Genomic DNA, 22914 nt, shown 5'->3' with positions numbered 1-22914 from the left:
ATTTTTTTTTAAGGTTTTTTGTGTCTGCACAATCGTAAATTATGCCTTTTAGCTTTTACCTTCGGCATAAGCTTTGATAAAGCGATCGTCAAATAATGTGCTGATATCTGGTTGGGTTTTTGCTAAATTTACATCTACGAGAAATTTAGTCATTTCTGCCGCCGCAAACTGCAATGATGTCATGTCATTTCCCGGTTGAAAGGCTTTCAAGTTTTCTTCGATCGTAAATATCTTAGTGCCGTTTTCATATTCTTTGTATTCCTCAACGGTAACTCCGGCGCGGTTGGCGAGAATCTCGTAAGATTTCTCTTTATTTGCTTTCATGTATTCCAATGTTGCAAACCAGGAATTGACCAGGGCTTGCACTCGATCTGGGTGTTCGCCGATAAACTTTCGCGTGAATACCAAATGGTCGGAAATCGCCCCCGGAAAATCTTTGGAACTAAACAGTTCCTTGCTGTTCGATCGTTTTAATGCCTGTGTGGTAAACGGCGCAAATACTGCCACCGCATCCACTTGTCCTCCGACGAAAGCCGCCGCAGCTTTGCCTGTTTCCAGCGGTACAAATTGAATATCTTGCACTGATAAACCTGCTTTTCTCAGCCCTAACAGCAATAGAAAGTGATCGACAGTACCCTCCTCTGCGGCAACTTTTTTACCTTTCAAATCGGCAACGGAATTGATGCCTTCGGCGACAATCACTTTGTCATTTCCCGTCGAGTTGTCGTTGACTAAAACAATTACTTGGTCGGCGCCGCCTGATATAGAGTTTACTGTATCGCCGAGGGTTTGGCTGTTAGCATCTATCTGTCCTGCTGTGAGGGTGCTGATCGATTCTAAGTAGCCGTCAAACCATTTTAAGTCTACAGCAACATTGTTAGCTTCAAATATCTTTTGCTCTTTGGCAATTTGCCAAGGAAACCAGCCGGGCCACGCGCTGAATCCGAGGCGAACTGCGTTAGCACTTACTGAAGAAGCTGCTTCGCTTTCTGTGGTTGTTTTGATATAAATTGCCGGGTTGACGCAGCCGACAACGAAAAACAAGGTGATGAAAAATATGGCGCAGTAGGATAAGGGCGATCGCGTTATTTTTGGGGAGGAATATCGGATATTCATAGCATATTCTGGTTGCTGGTTAGAGGTGAATATGTCGATCGAGCTTTTGCACCTTTTTTGGCTTCCTTAGCTTCCGCAAACCCCCTTGATATACAAGGATAAAGCCCGAGAGCTAACGAACCGAGTCTTGCTGACCGATCGCGTTTCTCCCGGGCTTTTATCCCGCCGTGTAACTGGCTAGTGTTTCCCTAAAATTAAAATCTTGGGAGAACCAGTCTGCTTCTCTCGGACCAGCACTTGAACTTTCTAAGCTGAGTTAGAAACTGATTCAAATCGGAACCCTAGAAGCGGTTAAATTTTTCGTTTTTTGTCTTTCTACAGCACTTTTCAGGTAAGGTGCTTAGCCATTGTAGGACACTCCAAAAGCCAATTGGTTTCAACTTTCCACGTTAAACCCGTAGTCCGACAGGGGTTGAAACCCCTGTCTCAAAGCTAAAGTCCTCGCTATGAGGACTAATAAAAATTTTAAACTCATTAGTCCTCATAGCGAGGACTTTAACTATTACACAGGGAATTCATTCCCGGGCGGACTCAGGGATTTATCCTAGACTGTTGATTGCTGCAATTCACTTACTTTTTTTAAAGGTAAGCATACTGTAGCGTGCAATCCTACTAGATTGCTACGTTTCAAACGGTAACAGCAAACTTGATGATAAAATGTGTTAAATGTTACAAAAAACGGTTTTTCTCGAATTTGTAAAATTAAAAGTTTTGCAAGATTAAACCGGGCGATTGGAAATCGCGACGTTTACCAGCACACAAAGACGAAACCCGCAAGGTCATGGTTGAATATTTCTCCAGAAATACTTCGAGTCCTAGACTGTATGCGAGTACGATCGACAATGCGGTAAACTAAAATTCTATTTGTTGTAATAACGATCGCCTAACACAGCCTGTGAAGTCAAATCCGTTAGCATTGGAATTATTCATCTCTCTCCGATCTCCCTCTGCGTTCTCTGCGTTCTCTGCGGTTAAATCATCCTCATATAACCAGAAATGATATGAAGTCAAATCTTCAATCTAAAATCTAAAATCTAAAATCTAAAATCGACTGACGGTGCACTATGGAAAAATTTAACTACAGCAACAGTCTCGACATTCATTCGCTGCTTGATCGCTACCGCACCGGCTCGATCGCGCCTGCAGATGCGGTCGCGAGCGTGTACGATCGGATCGAACGCTATGCAGACCCGGCAGTATGGATTTATTTAGCACCGCTGGCGGAAACCCTCGAACGCGCCAAAGCCTTGGAAAACCTAGACCCGCAACAATTGCCGCTCTACGGAATACCTTTTGCGATCAAAGATAATCTCGATTGGGCGGGCGTTCCGACTACGGCGGGATGTCCGCAGTTTGCTCGCACTCCAGCGCGATCATCCGCAGTCGTAGAGCGCCTGTGCGCGGCAGGTGCGATCGCGATCGGCAAAACAAACATGGATCAATTTGCCACAGGATTAGTGGGAACCCGCACGCCCTATGGAGTTTGTCGCAATCCGTTCGATCGGCGCTACATTCCGGGCGGATCGAGTTCCGGTTCCGCAGCAGCAGTCTCCGCCGGATTGGTGAGTTTTGCTCTGGGTACCGATACCGCAGGATCGGGGCGGGTTCCCGCTGCTTTTACCAACATTGTCGGGCTGAAGCCAAGTTGCGGCTCGATCGGCACTCGCGGCCTGCTACCAGCGGTGCGATCGCTCGATTGCGTTTCTGTGTTCGCTCTCACCTGTGCGGATGCGGCCTCCGTGCTGCAAGTAGCCAGCGGTTTTGACGCTGAGGATGCGTTTTCTCGCCACCCTGAAACGAAAGTTTTGCCGGATTTATCCCGCTTGCGGGTGGGAGTTCCCGGAGAGGGCGAACTCGAATTTTTCGGGAATGCAGAAGCCGAACAGCGCTACAGAGAGGCGATCGCGCGCTTGCAATCATTGGGCTGCACGATCGCAACTATTGACTTCAAACCCTTTGCGGATGCTGCCGAACTGCTCTACGGCGGGCCTTGGGTAGCAGAAAGGTTGGCCGCGATCGGCGATTTCCTCGACGCGCACCCAGAGGATATCGATCCGATCGTCTACGAAATTATCAGCGGCGGCAAACGCTACGATGCTGTCTCTGCCTACCGCGCGTCGTACCAGTTGGCCGAACTCCGCCAGCTTGCAGAAATTCAGTGGCAGTCAATGGATGTGTTGGCGGTTCCCACGACAGGCACGATTTATACTGTCGCAGAAGTTGCAGCCGAGCCGATCGCCCTCAATACCAATCTCGGGCGCTACACGAACTTTGCAAATTTGCTCGATTTGTGCGCGATCGCAGTTCCCAGCGGGTTTCAAAGCAGCGGATTGCCCGCAGGATTGACACTGATGGCTCCTGCGTGGCACGATTTCTCTCTCTGCAGCCTGGGATCTGCTTTCCACGATCGCTTGGGGGGAACTTTGGGCGCAACCGGTCTGCCCCTGCCAACCGTCCCGGAACCCGCCAGCACTGCCAAATCTTCCTCAGAAGAACGAGTCAAAATAGCCGTGGTTGGCGCTCATTTGAGCGGTGAACCGCTGAATTATCAACTAATCGAACTCGGAGGTATTTTGGTTCGCGCCTGTCGTACCAGCCCGATTTACAAGCTGTATGCTTTGACGGGTACTGCTGTGGGCAAGCCGGGATTGGTGCGTCAGGTAGAGGGCGGTAGCGCGATCGAGGTGGAAGTTTGGGAGTTGTCGATCGCGGCTTTCGGCGGATTTGTCGCTAAAATTCCCCCGCCGCTGGGAATTGGTACGCTCGTGTTGGAGGACGGCTCGACGGTGCAGGGCTTTTTGTGCGAACCTTATGCTGTGGCGGATGCGAGCGATATTTCTCATCTCGGCGGTTGGCGAGCATATAACTTCCGCTTTTAAGTTAAGTTAGAATTGCAAATTTCTACCCATCTTCAGAATCATGCCACCAGCAGTGCCACTTGTACGAACTCCCATCACAACCCCAACCCCCACCGGCGGTAGCGGTACCAGTCCCGGAGGGGCCGCTGGCGGCACTCGCGGCACCAGCGGCCCCGACTCTCTCAGGGGTACTGCGGGCGCTAACTTGATATTTGGTTTGGGTGGGCCTGACAGCATTTTGGGCTTAGGCGCAGACGATTCCCTCTACGGCGGCGACGGCGATGACTCACTGCTGGGCGACGTTGGCAATGACCGACTGTTCGGCGGTGCCGGCCGTGACAGCGTTTTGGGCGGCACCGGCGACGATACTTTCTACGGCGGCAAAGGTTCTGACTCAATGCTGGGCGACGAGGGTAATGATTTGCTGTTTGGCAACCAAGACACCGATACTTTGTTGGGCGGCGCGGGTAATGACACGTTTTTTGGGGGTGCCGGCGATGACTCGCTGTTTGGTGGAATCGGCGATGACTGTTTATCGGGCGATCGCGGCCTAGATACTTTAACTGGCGGCGCCGGAAACGATACTTTTGCGATCGGGCGTTTTGCAGACGGGGATGTGATTACAGATTTTACTGATGGTACGGATCGAATTCGCTTGGCTGCCGGCCTTACTTTTGGCGAACTCACCATTTCCGCTGGGGCCGGAACTTCGCCCACTACAATTATTCAGCTTACAAGCACCAAGGAAACTCTGGCTACTTTATTCGGAGTTGCCCGCACTTCTATCAGTCAGGCAGACTTTATTCTTTAATTGGGAATTGGGAATTGGGAATTGGGAATTGGGAATTGGGAATTGGGTACTTTGTAGTTTTAAGTTTTCAATGTTGAACTTTTTAACTCAAAACCCCTTTTGCGTTGCGACTAACGTTAGCTTTCGCAAGGCGAAGGCCAGCAATGTAAAAAGTTTTTATCTCCATCTTCCCTCTTCGTTCTATCAGTTAAATAATATCATTTCCGGTAACACCGGAATGATGTTGACTGTTGACGGTTGACTGTTGACGCCGTGCACACTCAACCGTCAACGCCGTGAACAGTCAACTCGAATTTACTATTCCGATGCTAACGGATTTGATATAACATAAATTGCCCGTTGCATTCTTCCTTCTTCCTTCTTCCTTCTTCCTTCTTCCTTCTTCCTTCTTCCTTCTTCCTCCTTCCTTCTTCCTTCTTCCTTCTTCCTTCTTCCTTCTTCCTTCTTCCTTCTTCCTTCTTCCTCCTTCCCTCTTCCTTCTTCCTTCTTCCTTCTTCCTTCTTCCTTCTTCCTTCTTCCTTCTTCCTTCTTCCTAATGACTACTGACGGTTTTCTCAATCTCAACAAACCTGCAGGCATGACATCTCACGACTGCGTGGGGCGAGTGCGCCGGCTATTGAAACTCAAGCGAGTCGGACACGGAGGAACCCTCGATCCTGCTGTGACTGGCGTTTTGCCGATCGCCCTGGGCAAAGCAACCAGACTGCTGCAATATCTCCAACACAATAAAGCTTACCGAGGCACGATTCGGTTTGGCTTAACTACTGCTACTGACGATTTAGAAGGAGAAATTATCCATTCTCGACCGGTGCCAGAGTTGAGTTGGGAACAAGTCCAAGCTGCACTCCCAAAGTTCCTAGGAAAAATCGAGCAATTTCCGCCGAGTTTTAGTGCGGTTCAGGTGGGAGGAAAACGCCTTTATGAGTTAGCGAGAAAAGGCGAAACCGTGGAAGTTGCTGCTAGAAAGGTCGAGGTTTTTCGGCTGGAAATATTGGATTGGCGATCGGGGGATTTTCCTGAATTGGATTTGTCGATCGCCTGCGGGGCGGGTACTTACATTCGGGCGATTGCGCGGGATTTGGGGGCTGTCTTGAATACAGGCGGTACTTTGGCTTGTTTGACTCGCACCGAAAGTAGCGGTTTTTCGATCGACCAAAGTCTAACTTTTGAACAATTGGAACTGCAATTGCAGGAAAATAAATTCTGCCCGATTTTGCCATCGGCGGTTTTGGGACATTTAGGGGCGATCGTCCTTTCCCCTGAATATACCAAACGCTGGTTTCAAGGACAGCGCCTCCCGATTCCAGAAACGCCGATCGGGCCACAGGAAGAAAGTAGCAACCATCCCCCCCACAACCCAATACCCCAACCTCCCTATCCCTTGCAGGTTTACGATCGAGACGGTAATTTTTTAGGTATCGGTCAAGTAGCTAACTCAGAGACAAGTACCATATTATCTCCTCAAATTGTGCTTTAAGTATCTAAAATAAAAATGAAAAAAGGTATAATTGGTACAGGAAAAGTTGGCGGAACTCTAACCGCTGGGAATGCTCTCGATGCACCTAGCTTACAGCGGTACGGGACGAGATTGACCTATTAATCTAATCAATCGCTGAGGTAAAAATTGTGAAAATATTGCTGATCGGATTAATCCGAGGCTACAAAATGGGCATTTCTCCTTACCTGCCTAACGCCTGTAGATTTCAGCCAACTTGTTCGCAATACGCGATCGAAGCAATAGAAAGATTTGGGTCGGCCCGCGGCTGCTCAATGGCAGTTAAGCGGATTTTGCGCTGTCATCCTTTTCATCCAGGGGGTTACGATCCAGTACCTCCCACAGATAGCGAGGACAATTAGTTATTAGTCACAAACAGTATTTTAGTTATTAGTTAATAGTGCAAAGAGGCGTTGCATCCTACGGGAGCATCTCAATGAAAGCAGGTAAGCCCAAAATTGGAGTTAGGAGTCAGGAGTCAGGAGTCAGGAGGAAAGAGGAAGAAGGAAGAAAAAAAGAGCCAGAAGAAGTGTTTTCACAAATATGAGATGCTCCCCATCCTACTGGCTAAAACTACCGAGGGGAAGAACTCCCTGATGGGGTTAAATTCGCACAATTAGTGGTTTTTCTTAACCCAAATTCAGTAATATCACTGTTATCTTTCAAAACTCAGCAGCTATATAATGGTACAAACAGAGTACAGGGGATGCGAGTTGATATGTCTGCTACCGCAATCGGATACAAAATGTTGTCCCATACTCTGGCTGTACTCAGCCAGAAACAAGCCACGGGGAAACTGCTGTTAGAGCAAGGGGAACAACAGTGGCAACTTTACTTTTTTCAGGGTAGTTTGGTTTATGCCACGGGAGGATCGCACAGATCGAGGCGCTGGTACAGGGCGATCGGGCAACACTGTCGAAACTTTCAAGTGGATCTCAGAAACCTCGATGCTGGAGAACTGTGGGAATATCAACTGCTTCAGCGAGGGGTAGCAGCCAGCGAAATGAGTCTGGAACAAGCTAGGGCGATCGTCCACACCAGCCTTTCGGAAGTGTTATTTGCTCTGATCGGTCAATCGGGTTTGCGCCGGGAGTGGCGTCCGTCCCAGAAATATTTTTCTACCATTACCTCTTCTTTGCTGCTGTCTTTAACAGAAGTAGAGAAAATTCTGTGTTGTACAGAAGAAATTTGGCAGAAGTGGAAAGCAATGGGTTTGTGGCTGGTAGATCCAGAACAAGCACCACTTTTAAAAGCATCGGCCCAGTTGCAGCAAAATCGATTTAGTTCTAATTCTTTGATCGCTTTGGGTAACGTATTCAACGGCGAGAATACTCTTTGGGATATTGCATTTAAGAAAAAGCAGTGCGTGACAGTGGCAACTCGCGCTTTAGTTAATTACATCAAGCAGGGTTTAGTAAATTTCCGAACCGTACCAGACTTGCCGTCGCCTATAGAACAGTGGCGTCTTGCCGCGGCGATCGCAGGGCCGGGTCGCCCTTTGATTGCCTGTATCGATGACAGTCCGGCAGTATGCGAATTTTTAGAGCAAATTTTATTGCCCCAGGGGTATCGAGTCCTAAAAATTCAAGACCCCATGCAGGGAGTGGGCCTCCTCGCCAAACAAAAGCCTGCTTTAATTTTTATGGACGTGGTGATGCCGAAGACAAGTGGCTTTGCTTTGTGCAATTTTTTGCGAAAGACACCTGCTTTTCGGGAAACTCCGATCGTGTTTTTGACCGGTCAAGACAGTATAATTGACCGCACGCGAGCGAAATTGACAGGTGCTTCCGATTTTTTGAGGAAGCCAGCCAATCCCGAACAGGTTTTGCAAATAGTTGACAAGTATTTGAAGGTAAAAGGCGATCGCTACCCTTCAGCAATTCGCCCCCAAGATATACTTAATCCACCACAACTTACCCTGGCAAATTCTTGAACCAAAATTAATGAACACAATAACCCCTTGCTGGGTGCGTCAGGAACTGACGCACCCTACGATTATTGTAAAATAAAGACGCAATCGAATTTAAGATAATTAATTATGAGTAATGTTACCAGCGATCGCACCCCGCAGGTGAGCGTAGTAATTCCGGCTTACAACTGCGCGGATTACGTCGGCCAAGCCGTAGATAGCGTTCTGCACCAAACCTATGCTAACTGGGAAATTATTGTCATAGACGACGGTTCCAAAGATGACACTAGATTAGTTTTAGAGAAATATGGCGATCGAATTCGCTACATTTACCAACAAAATCGAGGAGTTTCGATTGCCAGAAATCACGGCATCGAGCTAGCGCGAGGAGAATTTATCGCCTTTCTCGATGCGGACGACTACTTTTTTCCTGACAAATTAGCAGCACAAATGGCTGTATTTGCAGCGAAACCACATCTAGGAATCGTCCACAGCGGCTGGCGTCTAGTTAATAGTATAGGCGAACCGCTAAAAGATGTCAAACCTTGGCAAAATGTACCTAAATTAGACTTAGAAATGTGGCTGCGGTGGAAACCAGTATTACCCAGCGCGATGGTATTTCGCCGTCAGTGGTTAAAGCGCGCCGGCGGATTTGATCCTCGATTTCCCCCAGCGGAAGATACAGATTTAGTGCTGCGTTTAGCCTTAATGGGATGCGAAGCAGAGTGGTTGCAGCAAGTAACTGTTTGCTACCGCCAGCACGAACAAAGCGCCATGTACAAAGGTTTACCGCAGGCTAAATCCCTCGCCGCAGTCATGGACAATTTTTTTGCCCGCCCCGAGTTGCCGGATAAAATACGTTTGTTGGAAAAGCAAATCAAGTACAGTACCTTAGTTTGGATTGCTTGGTATTTGTACCGCACCGGTCATTCTGTTGAGATGGTAGAGTTTTTGCAGCGTTCTTGGAATTATACGCCTTATTTGCCTGTGGAAACAGTAATTAATTGGGCGGAAGCTTTCGCCGAGTTTTCGCAGGATGCGGGAAATGAATTCGATGCAGATTTATTAGCTCAATCTGCAGAGTGGGAGCAGTTAATGCAGTGGATTATTCTCGGTACGCCAGCTTGATTGAAAGCTTTTCCATTGCACTGATATCGTTTACGGTTGCATAGGAATTATTTAACCGCAGAGAGCGCAGAGGACACAGAGGAAGAGAAGAGAGGCTTTTCGCATTTCTGGCTATGTAAAACCTGCATAAACTTTATTAGGCTTCAGTTTGAGTTTCTGCTTCAGTAAAAATTGGCGGCCACAGTTCAGCAATTGGCAATTCCCAACCAGGGAAAAGTTCGGGGACAGTCAAAATATCTTCATTTCCCAACACAATCGGTTCACCTTCCTGACGATAAACTGTTACATTTTCTTCATCTGGATCGATCAAAATTCCTACTTGCGCTCCGAGTTCTAGGAAATTATGAATCTTTTTTTCTAGCGGTTTAATGCGATCGCTCTGTGATTTAATTTCTACTACCAAGTCTGGGACTAATTCTCCGAAATAACGGGGACTTTGCCTGAGACGTGCGGCGCGGACAAAAGAAACATCAGGTGCTGTAAGGTTAGCATCAGGTAAAATAAAGCCGCCTGCGGAGTCAAAAACTCGACCCAAACGGCGGGGATAAACCCAATTGGCGAGCAGCCAACTGAAAATTACACCTATTTCGCTAGATACAATATCTGACGGGCCCACAATGATAATTCTCCCGCTTTCTAGTTCAACTTGGTAGTCTTGACCGGCTTCTTTGAAGGTTTTTTGGACTTTTTCTAAGTCTTTGAGTGTCATCATACGATTTTAGATTTTAGATTTTAGATTTTATAATTATCTGCAACTGACGCACTCTAAATCATATTGGTTATTGCTTATTTTGTCAGGTGCGTCAATCTATTTTAGATTTTAGAATTGAAGAATTATCTGCAACTGACGCACCCTACAGGTTGGTTATTCCTTAGCAGAAAAGGAGTTGCCGCAGCTACAGCTTTGGGCGGCATTGGGATTGTGAAATCGGAAACCTCCGCCCATCAAGTCTTCTGAATAATCCAAGGTGAGCTCATTGAGATATTTTAAGTGCTGGGGGTTGATCGCAACGGAAATTCCCTCCGACTCGCATACAGCGTCTTCTGGGGCTGGCGCGTCGTCAAATGCCATTGTATAAGACAAACCGGAGCAGCCGCTCGATTCCACGCCCAGACGAAATAAAGCATTGGGGTTTGGATGCTTCGACTTGAGGCGCGTGACTTCTGTTGCTGCTGTTTTGCTCAGATGAATCATTATGAGTAATTGGTAATTGGTAATTGGTAATTTGGGAGTAATGTTGAGTTTTGAAAATGTAGAATGTGCCTAGGCGTGTACCTTACCCGGAGAATGTAGGGTGCGCCGGACCGCGCACCATACCCCTATATTTTTAGCAACTTGAGTTACTTGGCCTTTTCTGTACGGGCATAATCATCTTGAAAGCGAACAATATCATCTTCTCCGAGATATTCGCCATTCTGCACCTCAATTAAAACCAGAGGGATAACTCCCGGATTTTCCAGGCGGTGAGAAATGCACTGAGGAACGTAGGTAGACTGATTTGTAAACAGAACTTGTTCAGTTTCGCCACAAGTAACTTTTGCAGTACCTGAAACCACAATCCAGTGTTCGCTGCGGTGGTGGTGCATTTGCAGGCTGAGGCGGTGTCCAGACTTAACTTCGATCCGCTTAATTTTATATCCTGGGCCTTCTTCTAGAGTCGTAAATGAGCCCCAAGGCCGCAATTCTGTAGCGGCTATTCCGTTGGGTGCTGCAAGTGTGTGCAGGGTAGATACTTGAGAAATTTCTTGAATCTGAACCATGATTTTCACTCCTTAAGGATTGCTTGCTGAATCCTTTGGTAAACGACGTTGTTTTTTGAGATTAACTAATCTATAGTTAAAATCTAAGCCCACCTGCGGGGACTGGTTAGCCGACTGTAGAGTTTTGCAAGAGTTGTGCTCAGCCCGATCGACCTGCCTTAACAACCATAGCAAAACCAACATAGCTGTTGTCACCTGTTATTAGATCGATCGCCCCAATCTACATCAAATCTTCATAGAAAGGGCGCTGCTTCTGGAATATTGATTAAAGGTGAATCCTAATCCAGCTCTTGAGACTGCTGCTGCAAAACTTCTAGCATCTGGTTAGAGACCCTCTGGGATGAAACCTGGTTGAATAGTTAGACTTGAATAAGTTTGGCTAATTTCTGTGAAGCAGTGATAAGTAAACCGAACATCGTAGAGTTTTTTCAATTCTGCAACCAGGGTGGGAGAAATCGGACGAAAGCTATCCAACCAGGCTTTGAGTCGATCGACTTTTTGCAATTTTTCAGAAATACTCATTGCTGATGAGAAGGCAAAATGCTGGTGGAGAATATCACCCAGACGCTGAGTTTATAGCATTAACAATGCTATAAACTCATTTCTCAATAACAGGCTTTCCGGCCTGTTCCACAGAGAGTAAATTTTGCGGGCTGGGCATCTTGCCCACCCTTGAAAAGCTTATTAACGAGGGTGCAAGATGTGAGTTGGTATCGGAATTACTCATCTCTCTTCTCTTCCTCTGGGCTCTCTGCGGCCTCTGCGGTTTAATAATTCACATAATTGAAGAGTCTTTAAGCATAAATCTTTAACCTCCGGGTTCCATAGTTAAGTGATCGGCTTTAACTATTTTTTTACTCGGATCGAATAAGTTGGGATTTTTTGGTTACTCTACCCAATTGAGTAGATCCACATATAATACATGATACTAGAGCGATCGGCATCCCATCCTCTACCCTAGATCAAAATCTTTTCACCACTTTGACAGGAGCATCAAAATGAACAGCAACGGACTGCCACAAAAGCAAGGTCTGTACGATCCGCAGTTCGAGCACGACGCTTGCGGAGTCGGATTCATCGTACACATGAAGGGTAACAAATCCCACGAAATAGTCGAGCAGGCATTGACAATCCTCTTGAACCTCGACCACCGGGGCGCGTGCGGCTGCGAACCCAACACCGGAGACGGGGCGGGGATTTTGATGCAGGTGCCCCACAAGTTTCTCAAGAAAGTAACCGCAGCCCTAAACATCGAACTTCCCGAAGCCGGCGAGTACGGTGTTGGCGCGATTTACTCGTCGCCAAATCGAACTGAACGGGAAAACGGCAAACGCATTTTTGAGGAAATCGCCGCAGAAGAAGGCCAGGAAGTGCTCGGCTGGCGCGATGTTCCCACCGACAACTCGTCCCTGGGCGACACCGCCAAATCTAGCGAACCCTTCATGCAGCAAGTGTTCATCCGGCGCGCCGCAGGTATTGACGAGGCGGCTTTTGAGCGGAAACTGTACGTCATCCGCAAACGGGCTCACAACGCCATCCGCAGGACTAACACAGACCCCTACTGGTACAATTCCACTCTCTCGTGCCGGACGATCGTCTACAAGGGTATGTTAATGCCGGTGCAAGTCGGCGATTACTATTCCGACCTGCACGACCCAGACATGGAAAGCGCTCTAGCCCTGGTTCACTCGCGCTTCAGCACGAATACTTTTCCGAGTTGGGAACGATCGCACCCTTACCGCTACATCGCCCACAACGGCGAAATTAACACGATGCGCGGCAACATTAACTGGATGCACGCGCGGCAATCGCTGTTTGAGTCGGAACTATTCGGCGATGACTTAAAGAAAATCCCCAATTTAATCAATATCGAAGGCAGCGACTCGACGATTTTTGACAATGCTTTGGAATTGCTGAATTTGGCCGGGCGTTCTTTGCCCCACGCTGTAATGATGATGATTCCCGAACCTTGGACAGCCCACGAGTCCATGAGTGACGAGAAAAAAGCTTTCTATGAATACCATTCTTGCTTGATGGAACCTTGGGACGGCCCAGCTTCGATCGCATTTACCGATGGTACTTCGATCGGGGCCGTGCTTGATCGCAACGGTTTGCGCCCTTCCCGCTACTGCGTTACCAAAGACGACTTGGTAATTATGGCATCGGAAGCGGGAGTTTTGCCGATCGCCCCAGAACGAATTGTATCAAAAGGCCGCTTGCAACCGGGGCGGATGTTCCTGGTAAATACCGAGGAAGGCCGCATCGTCTCTGACGAGGAAATAAAAACCAAAATCGCCACAGAACACCCGTACCGCCAGTGGATCGACCAGCACATGGTCGAAATAGCCAAACTCAAAGATGCGCCTGCAGTAGCAGAATCTCATCCCGAAACATTATTGCAGCGGCAAATGGCCTTTGGCTACACCTTTGAAGAACTGCGGTTGCTGTTAGCACCGATGGCGAAAGATGGCGTGGAAGCTGTTGGCGCGATGGGTGCGGATACGCCGCTGGCGGTGCTTTCCAATCGTCCAAAACTGCTTTATGAATACTTCCAGCAGTTGTTTGCTCAAGTTACCAATCCGCCGATCGATTCTATCCGCGAAGAAATTGTAACTTCTGCCGAAACTACGATCGGCGCTGAACGCAATTTGCTCAAACCAGAACCCGAAAGCTGTCATTTGATTGAACTGAAAACGCCCATTCTCAGCAATGAAGAATTAGCTAAGCTCCAACACGTAAATGAGGGCAATTTCCGGTCGATTACACTGCCGATTTTGTTTGACCCCAAAAGCGGCGTGAAAGGTCTAGAACAAGCCTTAGAAGAGGTTTTTGCTGGAGCAGACAGCGCGATCGCCTCCGGGGTGAATATCATCATTTTGAGCGATCGGGGTATCAGTCCCGACAAAGCCCCAATTCCGGCGCTGCTGGCAGTTGCAGGCCTGCACCACCACTTGATCCGTAAAGGTACGCGCACGCGGGCGGGACTCGTGCTCGAATCCGGCGAACCGAGGGAAGTGCATCACTTTGCAACACTTATTGGCTATGGTTGCGGCGCGATTAATCCGTATTTGGCCTTTGAGACGATCGCCGATTCGATCCGCGAAGGATTGCTGCTAAATGTCGAGTACAAAACAGCTTGCAAAAACTACGTCAAAGCGGCAACTAAAGGTGTGACGAAAGTTGCCTCGAAAATTGGGATTTCCACAATTCAAAGTTATCGCGGCGCACAGATTTTTGAGGCGATCGGCTTAAACAAATCCGTAGTCGATAAATACTTTGCTTGGACAGCCTCGCGGATTGAAGGGGTAGACCTCGAAGTCCTCGCCCAAGAAGCAATTTTACGCCATACCCACGCTTTCCCAGACCGCCCATCCAGCGGACATACTCTCGATGTCGGCGGCGAATATCAGTGGCGGAAAGAAGGCGAGGCGCATTTGTTTAGTCCGCAGACAATTCACGCGCTGCAAAAGTCGGTGCGCGAGGGCAGTTATACGCTTTTCAAACAGTATTCTGGGCTGGTTAACGAACAAAACCAGCAGCATTTTACCCTGCGCGGTTTGTTGCAATTCAAGCAGCGGGAATCGATACCGATTGAGGAAGTTGAGCCGATCGAATCTATTCTCAAACGCTTTAAAACTGGGGCGATGAGTTATGGTTCGATTTCTCAAGAAGCCCACGAATCTCTGGCGATCGCCATGAACCGCATTGGTGGCAAATCGAACACCGGTGAAGGCGGGGAAGACTCGGAACGCTACACTTGGACGAACGATCGCGGCGACTCGAAAAACAGCGCGATCAAACAAGTTGCTTCCGGGCGTTTCGGCGTTACCAGCTTGTACCTTTCCCAAGCGCGGGAACTGCAAATCAAGATGGCGCAAGGCGCGAAACCCGGTGAAGGCGGACAGTTGCCGGGTAAAAAAGTATACCCGTGGATTGCCAAGGTGCGGAACTCGACTCCGGGTGTGGGTTTGATTTCGCCTCCTCCTCACCACGACATTTATTCGATCGAAGATTTGGCCGAATTGATTCACGACTTGAAAAATTCCAACCGGGAAGCGCGGATTAGCGTCAAATTGGTGTCGGAAGTTGGAGTCGGGACGATCGCGGCGGGTGTTGCGAAAGCCCACGCCGATGTCGTGTTGATTTCCGGCTACGACGGCGGAACCGGCGCTTCGCCACAGACTTCGATCAAACACGCGGGATTACCTTGGGAATTGGGACTGGCGGAAACTCACCAAACTTTGGTGCTCAACAATCTCCGCAGCCGGATTGTCGTGGAAACTGACGGGCAAATGAAAACAGGCCGCGATGTAGCAATTGCTGCCTTGCTTGGTGCTGAGGAATTCGGTTTTGCGACCGCGCCGCTGGTGACATTGGGCTGCATCATGATGCGCGTTTGCCACCAGAACACTTGCCCGGTGGGCGTGGCGACGCAAGACCCGCTGCTGCGGAAAAACTTTACCGGCGACCCCGAACACACGGTAAACTTTATGACCTTCGTCGCGCAGGAAGTCCGGGAAATTATGGCGCAGTTGGGCTTCCGCACGCTGAATGAAATGGTTGGCCGCACTGATGTTTTGGAACCTCAGCAAGCTGTGGAACACTGGAAGGCTAAGGGTTTGGATTTCTCGAAAATCCTTTATCAGCCGGAAGTTGGGGCGGATGTCGGGCGCTATTGTCAGATGGCGCAGGATCACGGTTTGGAAAAGTCCCTGGATATGACTGTGTTGTTGGATTTGTGCAAAAGTGCGATCGAAAATGGCGAAAAAGTCCACGCCAAAATGCCGATTACCAATGTCAACCGCGTTGTCGGCACAATTCTCGGCAACGAAATCACCAAACGCCACTGGGAAGGTTTGCCGGATGGCACGGTGCACCTGCACTTCCAAGGCAGCGCTGGGCAAAGCTTTGGCGCATTCGTGCCCAAGGGTGTCACCCTGGAGCTCGAAGGCGAAGCTAACGACTATTTGGGCAAGGGGCTCAGCGGCGGCAAAATCATCCTGTATCCGTCGCCAGCTTCTACCTTTGTCGCGGAAGAAAACGTGATTGTCGGTAACGTAGTGCTTTACGGCGCGACTGCTGGCGAGGTTTTCATCCGAGGGATGGCGGGCGAACGTTTTGGGGTGCGTAACTCTGGCGTTAACGCAGTAGTTGAGGGTGTGGGCGATCACGGTTGCGAGTACATGACTGGCGGCAAAGTTGTAGTTTTGGGTGCAACCGGGCGCAATTTTGCAGCGGGTATGAGTGGCGGTGTTGCTTACATTTTGGATGAAGCGGGGGATTTTGCTACTCGCTGCAATATGTCGATGGTGGATTTGGAAAAATTGGAGGATGTTGAGGAAATTAGCGATTTGCGGCAGATGCTTCAGACTCACGTTGATTTGACTGGAAGTGCGAAAGCATCGAAGGTTCTGGCTGCGTGGGATGAGATGGTGCCACTGTTTGTGAAGGTGATGCCGAGGGATTATAAGCGGGTGTTGCAGGCTATTGAAAGGGCGATCGCATCGGGTTTAAGCGGTGATGATGCGCTGACGGCTGCGTTTGAAGAAAACGCTCGCGATGTCGCTCGGATTGGCGGCAGTTAGTCCAAGACACCGGGTTTATGCGACAATCTTGAAATCCCCACGAAGCGATTACTCGCGATGTGGCTAGGATTGGTGGAAGTTAGAGTTTAAGATGAGGAATGGGTAATGGCTGTTATTAAGCAGTAATTGCCTATTTCTCATCAATAACCAAAAAACAATGAAGGGCGGACTATGTATATACGTAAAATTGAAATCAAGAACTTTCGACGAGGAAATGATTTTTCGTGGATACTTAATACAGATGTCAATGTTTTGATTGGCAAGAATGGTTCGGGCAAATCAACTATACTGCGAATGCTTAATGAGGCGGTATCGCCTGAAGATAGCAGACTTGATTTTAGATTGTTTGACCCGATCGATAAAATGATTATTGAGTTGGAAGACGATATTGTCATCGTGGTTGATAGTGCAAGTAGAAGTATAACAGGCAACCAAGGAGATATGAGTTATGACTTAAATACAAACTTTATTAATACATTCGATGTTTTTGAAAATAATTCCCCTCCCAATACAACATTGCTTGACTATCACCTCAACAAATTAAAACAAGAATTCATTATCTATCAAAGAGATTTGCTAAATCACGTTGAAGAAATACTTACAAATGACGACGATAGCGAATCAAGAAATAATAAATTAGAGACAATTGAAGCTGTTTATAGAACTAAAAAGATTTTTGTCAAAATTTTATCTGAGCTTTTCAGCCAAACAGGAAAAAAGTTTGATGAAAAAGCATTTAATTTTTTGGAAATGGGTATCGAGAATCCAATTTTACCTGAAAATCTTTCATCTGGTGAAAAACAAATTTTGATAATTCTATTGACAACATTGCTTCAGGATGGAAAGCCCTATATATTACTAATGGATGAGCCGGAGATATCATTACATATTGATTGGCAACGGAGCTTAATTCAAAATATTAGGCAAATAAATCCGAGCTGTCAAATTATTATGGTAACTCATTCACCAACTACCTATTACGGAGGCTGGATTGAAAATGTTACTAGAATCGAGGAGATTCAATTCCTTCCAAATTTGGTTGTAGTTAGTGAGATTTTAGCAGAAAAAACTGAACATTCAAAAGAACGCATACAAAACATAGAAGATGAATTTAATGACTTCTCAGGTAACAAACTAGCTCAGCTTTATCAATTCAATCGCAAAATTAATACCTATACATCATTCACAAAAGATGAATGTATTTCATTGTTAGATTTTCTCAATGATCGAGAGATTTATCCTGATGTGATAACATTTACCACTCTCATCTCAAAATTGAATAACTATGAAGATGCTAAAGAGATTTTTGATTTAATGGAATCCGAAACCTACTCGAAATTGTCTCATGTAAAACCTAATGACATCACTCTAAATACCTTAATTAAAAAAGTTAATGGGGTTCAAGAAGGTATTGATTTGATTCAATCCCTAAGTGCTAATGGAAAGCTACAGCTATATCCCGATATTATTACTTTTAGTACCTTGTTGGGAAAAGCAAAAAATGCAGATGAAATTAAATTGTTGGAAGAAGTGCGAAACTATTACGGAATAAAAGCCAATAATATTTACTTAAACAAACTAAGTTCCAAGAGGTAGCATGATGGTGGACGACTTATATAAAGAGATTTCTGAAAGAATAGTAGCTGATGCCTTTCATAGTAGGGGTTGCCATCTTTCTGTGTTGTGTGAAGATATCTATGACAATAGTTTTTGGCGATGTATTATTGAACACGCCGAGCCAAGTTTAAAAGATAAACTTTATTTCCCAAATCCGCATCCACAAGGAACACGTGGAAAGAATGTTTTGAAAAAATTCAAGGACTACGTTAATAAAAAAATGATTATCTGCGTTGATAGTGATTGCGAATATTTATATGAAAATAATGTTTGGTATATTGACCGATATATCTACCATACTATTGTTCATAGTAGAGAGAACTTTCAGTGCCACCCTTTGTCATTAAATGAAATCTGCAAGCAAATAGCTGACAAGAGTTATGATTTTAGAACTTTGTTTGAACGTATTTCTCAAGAAATTTCTACTCTATTTTACATTTGGATATATCTTAAAGAAACTGGAAGTTATTCTAGCTTCGATAGAATCGTAAACAATGAACAGTTTAGGAATATTTTGGACTTTCACAATATTCAATTTAATAGCCTTGAAGATAAAATAAACTTAGTTCTGGATATTGAACGCAGAGTAGATATCGTATTAAAGAATATTGAAGCATCAATGGGTGAAGGATGGTATCAATCAGTTATAGAGTATGAAGTTCCCCTAATCCGAAACAAATTAATAGAGCAGTACGGGATAAATCAAGAAGAAATTTTATTATTTTTTTACGGGCATGGTGTCTTAGAAAACCTTGTTGAACCACTTACGATAAAAATTACTGACTTATTGAAAAAATTAAGGATAGAGGAGGTTAGAGGGGAACTAAGCCAAGCTTCAGAAAACGATCTAAACAATACAATAAGCCGTATTGAAAATGCTTCCAAACAAGATGTCAAGACTAAAATAGGTAATAGCTTTCTATATATTATTTATGCTATTGAAGATAAATATATAAAAGCAATCCAACAAAAACTCGTTAGTGAACTTTCCTGTGACGGCGAAACTGAAATTATACCGGGAAAACGCGATTGATGGGGCGATCATACTTAATTGTTGGGCGATCGCAAAAATTAACAAAGGATAATATGAACTATAAACTTTATTCGGATGTCATCTTGCTATGCAACCTTGCTGAAGAAGGACTTAATGCCGGCGATATCGGTACGGTTGTTGAACAGCATCACGTTGAGGGACTAGAAACAGGTTATGGCCTTGAGTTCTTCGATTTGTTGGGGAACACTGTAGCAGTTGCGACGCTACCTGGAAGTTATTTGCGATTTAATGGAGCGATCGCAACCGATCCACAACCGATCGCAATTGAACTCACCCCCGAATTGCTGTTGAGCGACCCATTTGATATAATATTGTTACTAGATTGTAGAATAACAATAAAAAAAAGAGATAATTATGACCGTCGAACAAGCCATTTTGGAAAATGTGAAGGTCTTATCACTAGATCAGCAACAAGAAGTCTTAGCTTTCATCAAATTCTTGCAGTCCGATAAATGGGAAGATATCTATAAAGGACGCTTCAAAGAACTCCAGCAAGAAATTCGTCTGGGAATGGATGCGGCCGGGCGGGGTGAAGTAATCGATGCTGAAGATATGTTTCGGAGTTTGCGATTAAAGCTGCAACAACGTCGCACGCAAGCAGATATATGAATCGGATTTGTAGATTTACAATTCCGGCAAGTCGGGACATAGAAAGCATTATGGACTATATTGCCGATCGCAGCGGTTTCGATGCAGCAGAAAGCTTCCTGGACAGAATTAACGATAAGTGTCAAACCCTCTCGCAGTTTCCGAGTATGGGACGGAATCGCGATGAGTTAATGGAAAATGTACGGAGTTTTCCGATCGATGATTGCCTCATTTTCTACAGTCCGATTGAAGCAGGAATTGAAGTTCTGCGGGTTGTTAGCGGCTACAGAGATTTAGAAAATTTATTCTCTGAGTGAACTGTATCGAGTTTCTTATATTATGAAAGCGATCGAAACCACCGGAAAAATTGACGATGGAGGGTTCCTTGGTATCGATCGACCCCTTGCTATTGCCAGCCACAGCCACGTTCGGATTATTGTTTTAGTGCCGGAAGACACTGACATCGATCCGGATGATGACCCCACTGAAACTGTCCTCGAAGGGCTTCAGCAAGGCTTCCATGAGGCAATTACCGGACAAACTCTCCCCTTGTCCCAACTGTGGGACGGAATCGATGATAATTAATCCACAACAGATCCAATGGGTAATCACTGTATTAATCAAGTAGTTTATGTATGAACGATAAATTGCCGGAAATTTTAGCAGAACTACGCCATTACTTTCAAAACTTGTACGGCGAAAGACTGGTGAAGTTAATTCTGTACGGTTCCCAAGCAAGAGGAGATGCCAAACTAGATTCTGATATTGACATTTTAGTTGTGTTGGACGGGCCTGTTCATGCTGGTAAAGAAATCGCTAGTACCAGTGAATTTATTTCTGCTTTGTGCTTAGATCGTACAGTTGTCATTTCGCGTGCTTTTGCCTCCGTCGCACGTTTTCAGCAAGAAGAAAGTCCTTTCTTTTTAAATGTTCGCAGAGAAGGAGTGCTGATTTGAAACCCGAACAAACGGCTCTGTTAAGAAAAGCTGGTGAAAGTCTGCGCGCCGCTCAGTTACTAGCAACTAATGAACTTCTTGATTTTGCAGCGTCCCGCGCTTATTATACTATGTTTTATGTGGCCGAAGCTTTCTTATTGAATGAAGGTTTAACTTTTTCCAGTCATGCTGCTGTGATTTCGGCATTTGGTCGAGATTTTGCTCGTACAGGGCGGGTTCCAGTGGAGTTTCACCGTTACTTAATTGATGCTCAAGATCTGCGAAATCAGGGCGATTATGATATCGATTCGGCAATTACAGAAGCGGAGGCTAATGAATTAATTGGTCATGCACAACAATTTTTAGAATTAGCAGAACGTTTGCTGGGTTAATGGGTTTTTAGGCGATCGAGTTTTAGCAAAAGGAATATATCAAAAGGAGCGCCTCAAATCCCAGAAACCTGGTTTGTGCGATAATTCTGGCATCCTCACGCCCGATTTGGGTAAAAAACCCTAGTAATAAAGTTTCAGCTTACGCCGATGCCCATCCTGAAGAAATTGCGATCGCATCGGGTTTGAGCGGTGATGATCCGCTGACGGCTGCGTTTGAAGAAAATGCTCGCGATGTCGCTCGGATTGGTGGCAGCTAGGGTTATGGGGTAGAATTCTACTCATGTAGTAAGGGGCTTAAAGCCCCTTGTCCGAGTTCCTACACACTATGCAATGGAATATCTAACTTTTAGAGAAACCGATCGAGAGGACATACAGGCGATCGTCAATATTCACAATTCTCATGCGCGCGGTCAAAATACGTCGATCGATCGCGGCTTTTTGCTAACACAAATTACTGAAGATGAGATTGTCCAAAGCTTAAATAATTCATGCAGATATTTTGTTGCCGCTAAAACCGATGGGGAAACTCTGGGATTTGTGGCTATATCACAACCCAAAATATCTGATGAAATCTTGGATAAAATTATCTGGAAAGATGATATTTTTAAGAAAAGAGTCACCAGCCATCGGCATTTTTATCTCGAAAGAGTAGCAACCAAGTTAAATTGGATGGGTAGAGGTGTTGCTCAATTTATGTATAAAGAAATTTATCAAGTTTTTCCAAATTCATTTATTTCGCTGTTTATTGTTTCCCAGCCAATAGCTAATACTCGTTCCCTAATGTTTCACCAAAAACAGGGATTTGAACAAATAGGAACTTTGCAACTTGACCGATTTCTCGATTTAGAAAATTATGAATGTATTGTGATGTTTAAAGAAACTTGAATTTATCATGAGTGAGTCTCCAAGCAGAAGCCGATCTCAATCCAGCCTAACAGGAATTACCAGAAGCGAGGGACTCGATATAACGCAGTAAAAATATTTTCCCCAAACAAAAAGCGCCCCTATTTCTAGGAGCGCTATTTGTCAATCAAAAGCTAAAACTTAGCCATTGATAGAAGGAGCAACCATTGCTACAGGAGTGACTTCACTAGCAGCCAAGTCGAGAGGGAAGTTGTGAGCATTGCGCTCGTGCATTACTTCCATACCCAAGTTAGCGCGGTTGATGACATCAGCCCAAGTATTGATGACACGACCTTGCGAGTCGATAATCGATTGGTTGAAGTTGAAACCGTTCAAGTTGAAAGCCATCGTGGAGATACCCAAAGCGGTAAACCAGATGCCGACTACTGGCCATGCACCTAACAAGAAGTGCAAGGAACGGCTGTTGTTGAAGGAAGCGTATTGGAAAATCAAACGACCGAAGTAGCCGTGGGCTGCAACGATGTTGTAGGTTTCTTCTTCTTGACCGAATTTGTAACCGTAGTTTTGCGATTCGGTTTCGGTTGTTTCACGAACCAAGGAAGATGTTACCAAGGAACCGTGCATGGCGGAGAACAAGCTACCACCGAAGACACCAGCAACTCCCAACATGTGGAACGGGTGCATCAGGATGTTGTGCTCAGCTTGGAACACGATCATGAAGTTAAATGTACCGGAGATACCCAAGGGCATACCGTCAGAGAACGAACCTTGTCCAATTGGGTAGATCAAGAATACTGCGGT

General features: G+C 46.0%; 22 protein-coding genes, 1 pseudogene and 1 riboswitch. Of the genes and pseudogenes, 16 read left to right on the top strand and 7 right to left on the bottom strand.

Annotation, left to right across the window (positions count from 1 at the left end):
- Positions 1-48 precede the first annotated feature (48 nt).
- The gene (locus QUB08_RS02850) at positions 49-1116 is read right to left on the bottom strand and encodes an ABC transporter substrate-binding protein (RefSeq protein ID WP_333223314.1); all 1068 of its coding nucleotides are present in this window, start codon (positions 1114-1116) and stop codon (positions 49-51) included.
- A gap of 144 nt (positions 1117-1260) precedes the next feature.
- Positions 1261-1412: riboswitch (guanidine-I (ykkC/yxkD leader) on the bottom strand.
- Between the two features lie 768 nt (positions 1413-2180).
- Here QUB08_RS02850 and atzF point away from each other — a divergent pair.
- Together atzF and QUB08_RS02840 are read left to right on the top strand one after the other, a co-directional pair.
- Positions 2181-3995 (top strand): allophanate hydrolase, encoded by a 1815-nt coding sequence (gene atzF / locus QUB08_RS02845; protein WP_333223312.1) that lies wholly within the window; start codon positions 2181-2183, stop codon positions 3993-3995.
- 40 nt (positions 3996-4035) lie between these two features.
- Positions 4036-4785 carry a calcium-binding protein gene (locus QUB08_RS02840; protein ID WP_333223310.1) on the top strand — a complete coding sequence of 250 codons (750 nt, stop codon included), beginning with the start codon at positions 4036-4038 and terminating at the stop codon, positions 4783-4785.
- Positions 4786-5082: 297 nt separating this feature from the next.
- Here QUB08_RS02840 and QUB08_RS02835 read toward each other — a convergent pair whose 3' ends face one another.
- Complete coding sequence (locus QUB08_RS02835; protein ID WP_333223498.1) at positions 5083-5364, bottom strand: hypothetical protein; 282 nt, start codon at positions 5362-5364, stop codon at positions 5083-5085.
- Here QUB08_RS02835 and truB point away from each other — a divergent pair.
- From truB to QUB08_RS02815, 4 genes are all read left to right on the top strand, one after another.
- Entirely contained in the window at positions 5321-6262 is a 942-nt protein-coding gene (gene truB, locus QUB08_RS02830; RefSeq protein WP_333223308.1) for a tRNA pseudouridine(55) synthase TruB, read from the top strand. The two genes, QUB08_RS02835 and truB, sit on opposite strands and share 44 nt — an antisense overlap.
- Positions 6263-6411: 149 nt before the next feature.
- Positions 6412-6642, top strand: a complete 231-nt coding sequence (yidD, locus tag QUB08_RS02825; RefSeq protein ID WP_333223306.1) for a membrane protein insertion efficiency factor YidD — start codon at positions 6412-6414, stop codon at positions 6640-6642.
- Positions 6643-6998: 356 nt separating this feature from the next.
- Positions 6999-8213 carry a response regulator gene (locus QUB08_RS02820; RefSeq protein ID WP_333223304.1) on the top strand — a complete coding sequence of 405 codons (1215 nt, stop codon included), beginning with the start codon at positions 6999-7001 and terminating at the stop codon, positions 8211-8213.
- Positions 8214-8318: 105 nt separating this feature from the next.
- The gene (locus QUB08_RS02815) at positions 8319-9317 is read left to right on the top strand and encodes a glycosyltransferase (RefSeq protein ID WP_333223302.1); all 999 of its coding nucleotides are present in this window, start codon (positions 8319-8321) and stop codon (positions 9315-9317) included.
- A 136-nt stretch (positions 9318-9453) separates the two neighbouring features.
- Here the strand turns inward: QUB08_RS02815 and QUB08_RS02810 are convergent, their stop codons facing one another.
- The 4 genes from QUB08_RS02810 to QUB08_RS02795 form a co-directional block, all read right to left on the bottom strand.
- Positions 9454-10026 (bottom strand): Uma2 family endonuclease, encoded by a 573-nt coding sequence (locus QUB08_RS02810; RefSeq protein ID WP_333223494.1) that lies wholly within the window; start codon positions 10024-10026, stop codon positions 9454-9456.
- 156 nt (positions 10027-10182) lie between these two features.
- Entirely contained in the window at positions 10183-10512 is a 330-nt protein-coding gene (locus QUB08_RS02805) for an iron-sulfur cluster assembly accessory protein (protein WP_333223300.1), read from the bottom strand.
- Positions 10513-10658: 146 nt separating this feature from the next.
- Positions 10659-11078, bottom strand: coding sequence for a cupin domain-containing protein (locus tag QUB08_RS02800; protein ID WP_333223298.1), 420 nt, complete (start codon positions 11076-11078; stop codon positions 10659-10661).
- A 324-nt stretch (positions 11079-11402) separates the two neighbouring features.
- On the bottom strand, positions 11403-11600 hold the full coding sequence (locus QUB08_RS02795) for a hypothetical protein (protein WP_333223296.1): 198 nt from the start codon (positions 11598-11600) through the stop codon (positions 11403-11405).
- Between the two features lie 476 nt (positions 11601-12076).
- Between QUB08_RS02795 and gltB the strand changes: the two genes are divergently transcribed.
- From gltB to QUB08_RS02745, 10 genes are all read left to right on the top strand, one after another.
- Entirely contained in the window at positions 12077-16663 is a 4587-nt protein-coding gene (gene gltB / locus QUB08_RS02790) for a glutamate synthase large subunit (protein WP_333223295.1), read from the top strand.
- Positions 16664-16834: 171 nt separating this feature from the next.
- Positions 16835-18259: an AAA family ATPase gene (locus QUB08_RS02785; RefSeq protein WP_333223293.1), complete on the top strand. Its 1425-nt coding sequence runs from the start codon at positions 16835-16837 to the stop codon at positions 18257-18259.
- Between the two features lies 1 nt (position 18260).
- Positions 18261-19313 (top strand): DUF4435 domain-containing protein, encoded by a 1053-nt coding sequence (locus tag QUB08_RS02780; protein ID WP_333223291.1) that lies wholly within the window; start codon positions 18261-18263, stop codon positions 19311-19313.
- A complete protein-coding gene (locus tag QUB08_RS02775; protein ID WP_333223289.1) occupies positions 19313-19786 on the top strand; it encodes a DUF4926 domain-containing protein in 474 nt (157 codons plus the stop codon). Before QUB08_RS02780 ends, QUB08_RS02775 begins: the two co-directional genes overlap by 1 nt.
- On the top strand, positions 19689-19943 hold the full coding sequence (locus tag QUB08_RS02770; RefSeq protein ID WP_333223287.1) for a hypothetical protein: 255 nt from the start codon (positions 19689-19691) through the stop codon (positions 19941-19943). Before QUB08_RS02775 ends, QUB08_RS02770 begins: the two co-directional genes overlap by 98 nt.
- Positions 19940-20239 (top strand): type II toxin-antitoxin system RelE/ParE family toxin, encoded by a 300-nt coding sequence (locus tag QUB08_RS02765; RefSeq protein ID WP_333223285.1) that lies wholly within the window; start codon positions 19940-19942, stop codon positions 20237-20239. Before QUB08_RS02770 ends, QUB08_RS02765 begins: the two co-directional genes overlap by 4 nt.
- 22 nt (positions 20240-20261) lie before the next feature.
- Entirely contained in the window at positions 20262-20507 is a 246-nt protein-coding gene (locus tag QUB08_RS02760; RefSeq protein WP_333223283.1) for a type II toxin-antitoxin system RelN family antitoxin, read from the top strand.
- Positions 20508-20557: 50 nt separating this feature from the next.
- A complete protein-coding gene (locus QUB08_RS02755) occupies positions 20558-20878 on the top strand; it encodes a nucleotidyltransferase domain-containing protein (protein WP_333223281.1) in 321 nt (106 codons plus the stop codon).
- Positions 20875-21249: a HEPN domain-containing protein gene (locus QUB08_RS02750; RefSeq protein ID WP_333223279.1), complete on the top strand. Its 375-nt coding sequence runs from the start codon at positions 20875-20877 to the stop codon at positions 21247-21249. The genes QUB08_RS02755 and QUB08_RS02750 overlap by 4 nt, the downstream gene beginning before the upstream one ends.
- Before the next feature lie 330 nt (positions 21250-21579).
- Positions 21580-22134, top strand: coding sequence for a GNAT family N-acetyltransferase (locus QUB08_RS02745; RefSeq protein WP_333223277.1), 555 nt, complete (start codon positions 21580-21582; stop codon positions 22132-22134).
- A 159-nt stretch (positions 22135-22293) separates the two neighbouring features.
- Here QUB08_RS02745 and QUB08_RS02740 read toward each other — a convergent pair.
- A pseudogene (locus tag QUB08_RS02740) lies at positions 22294-22914 on the bottom strand (photosystem II q(b) protein); the annotation flags it as partial.

It is taken from the genome of Microcoleus sp. BR0-C5 (assembly GCF_036705045.1).
In the GTDB taxonomy this organism is placed as follows: Bacteria; Cyanobacteriota; Cyanobacteriia; order Cyanobacteriales; family Microcoleaceae; genus Microcoleus.
The sequence above is the reverse complement of the archived record's forward strand: the minus strand, read 5'-3'. Positions and strand labels throughout refer to the sequence as shown.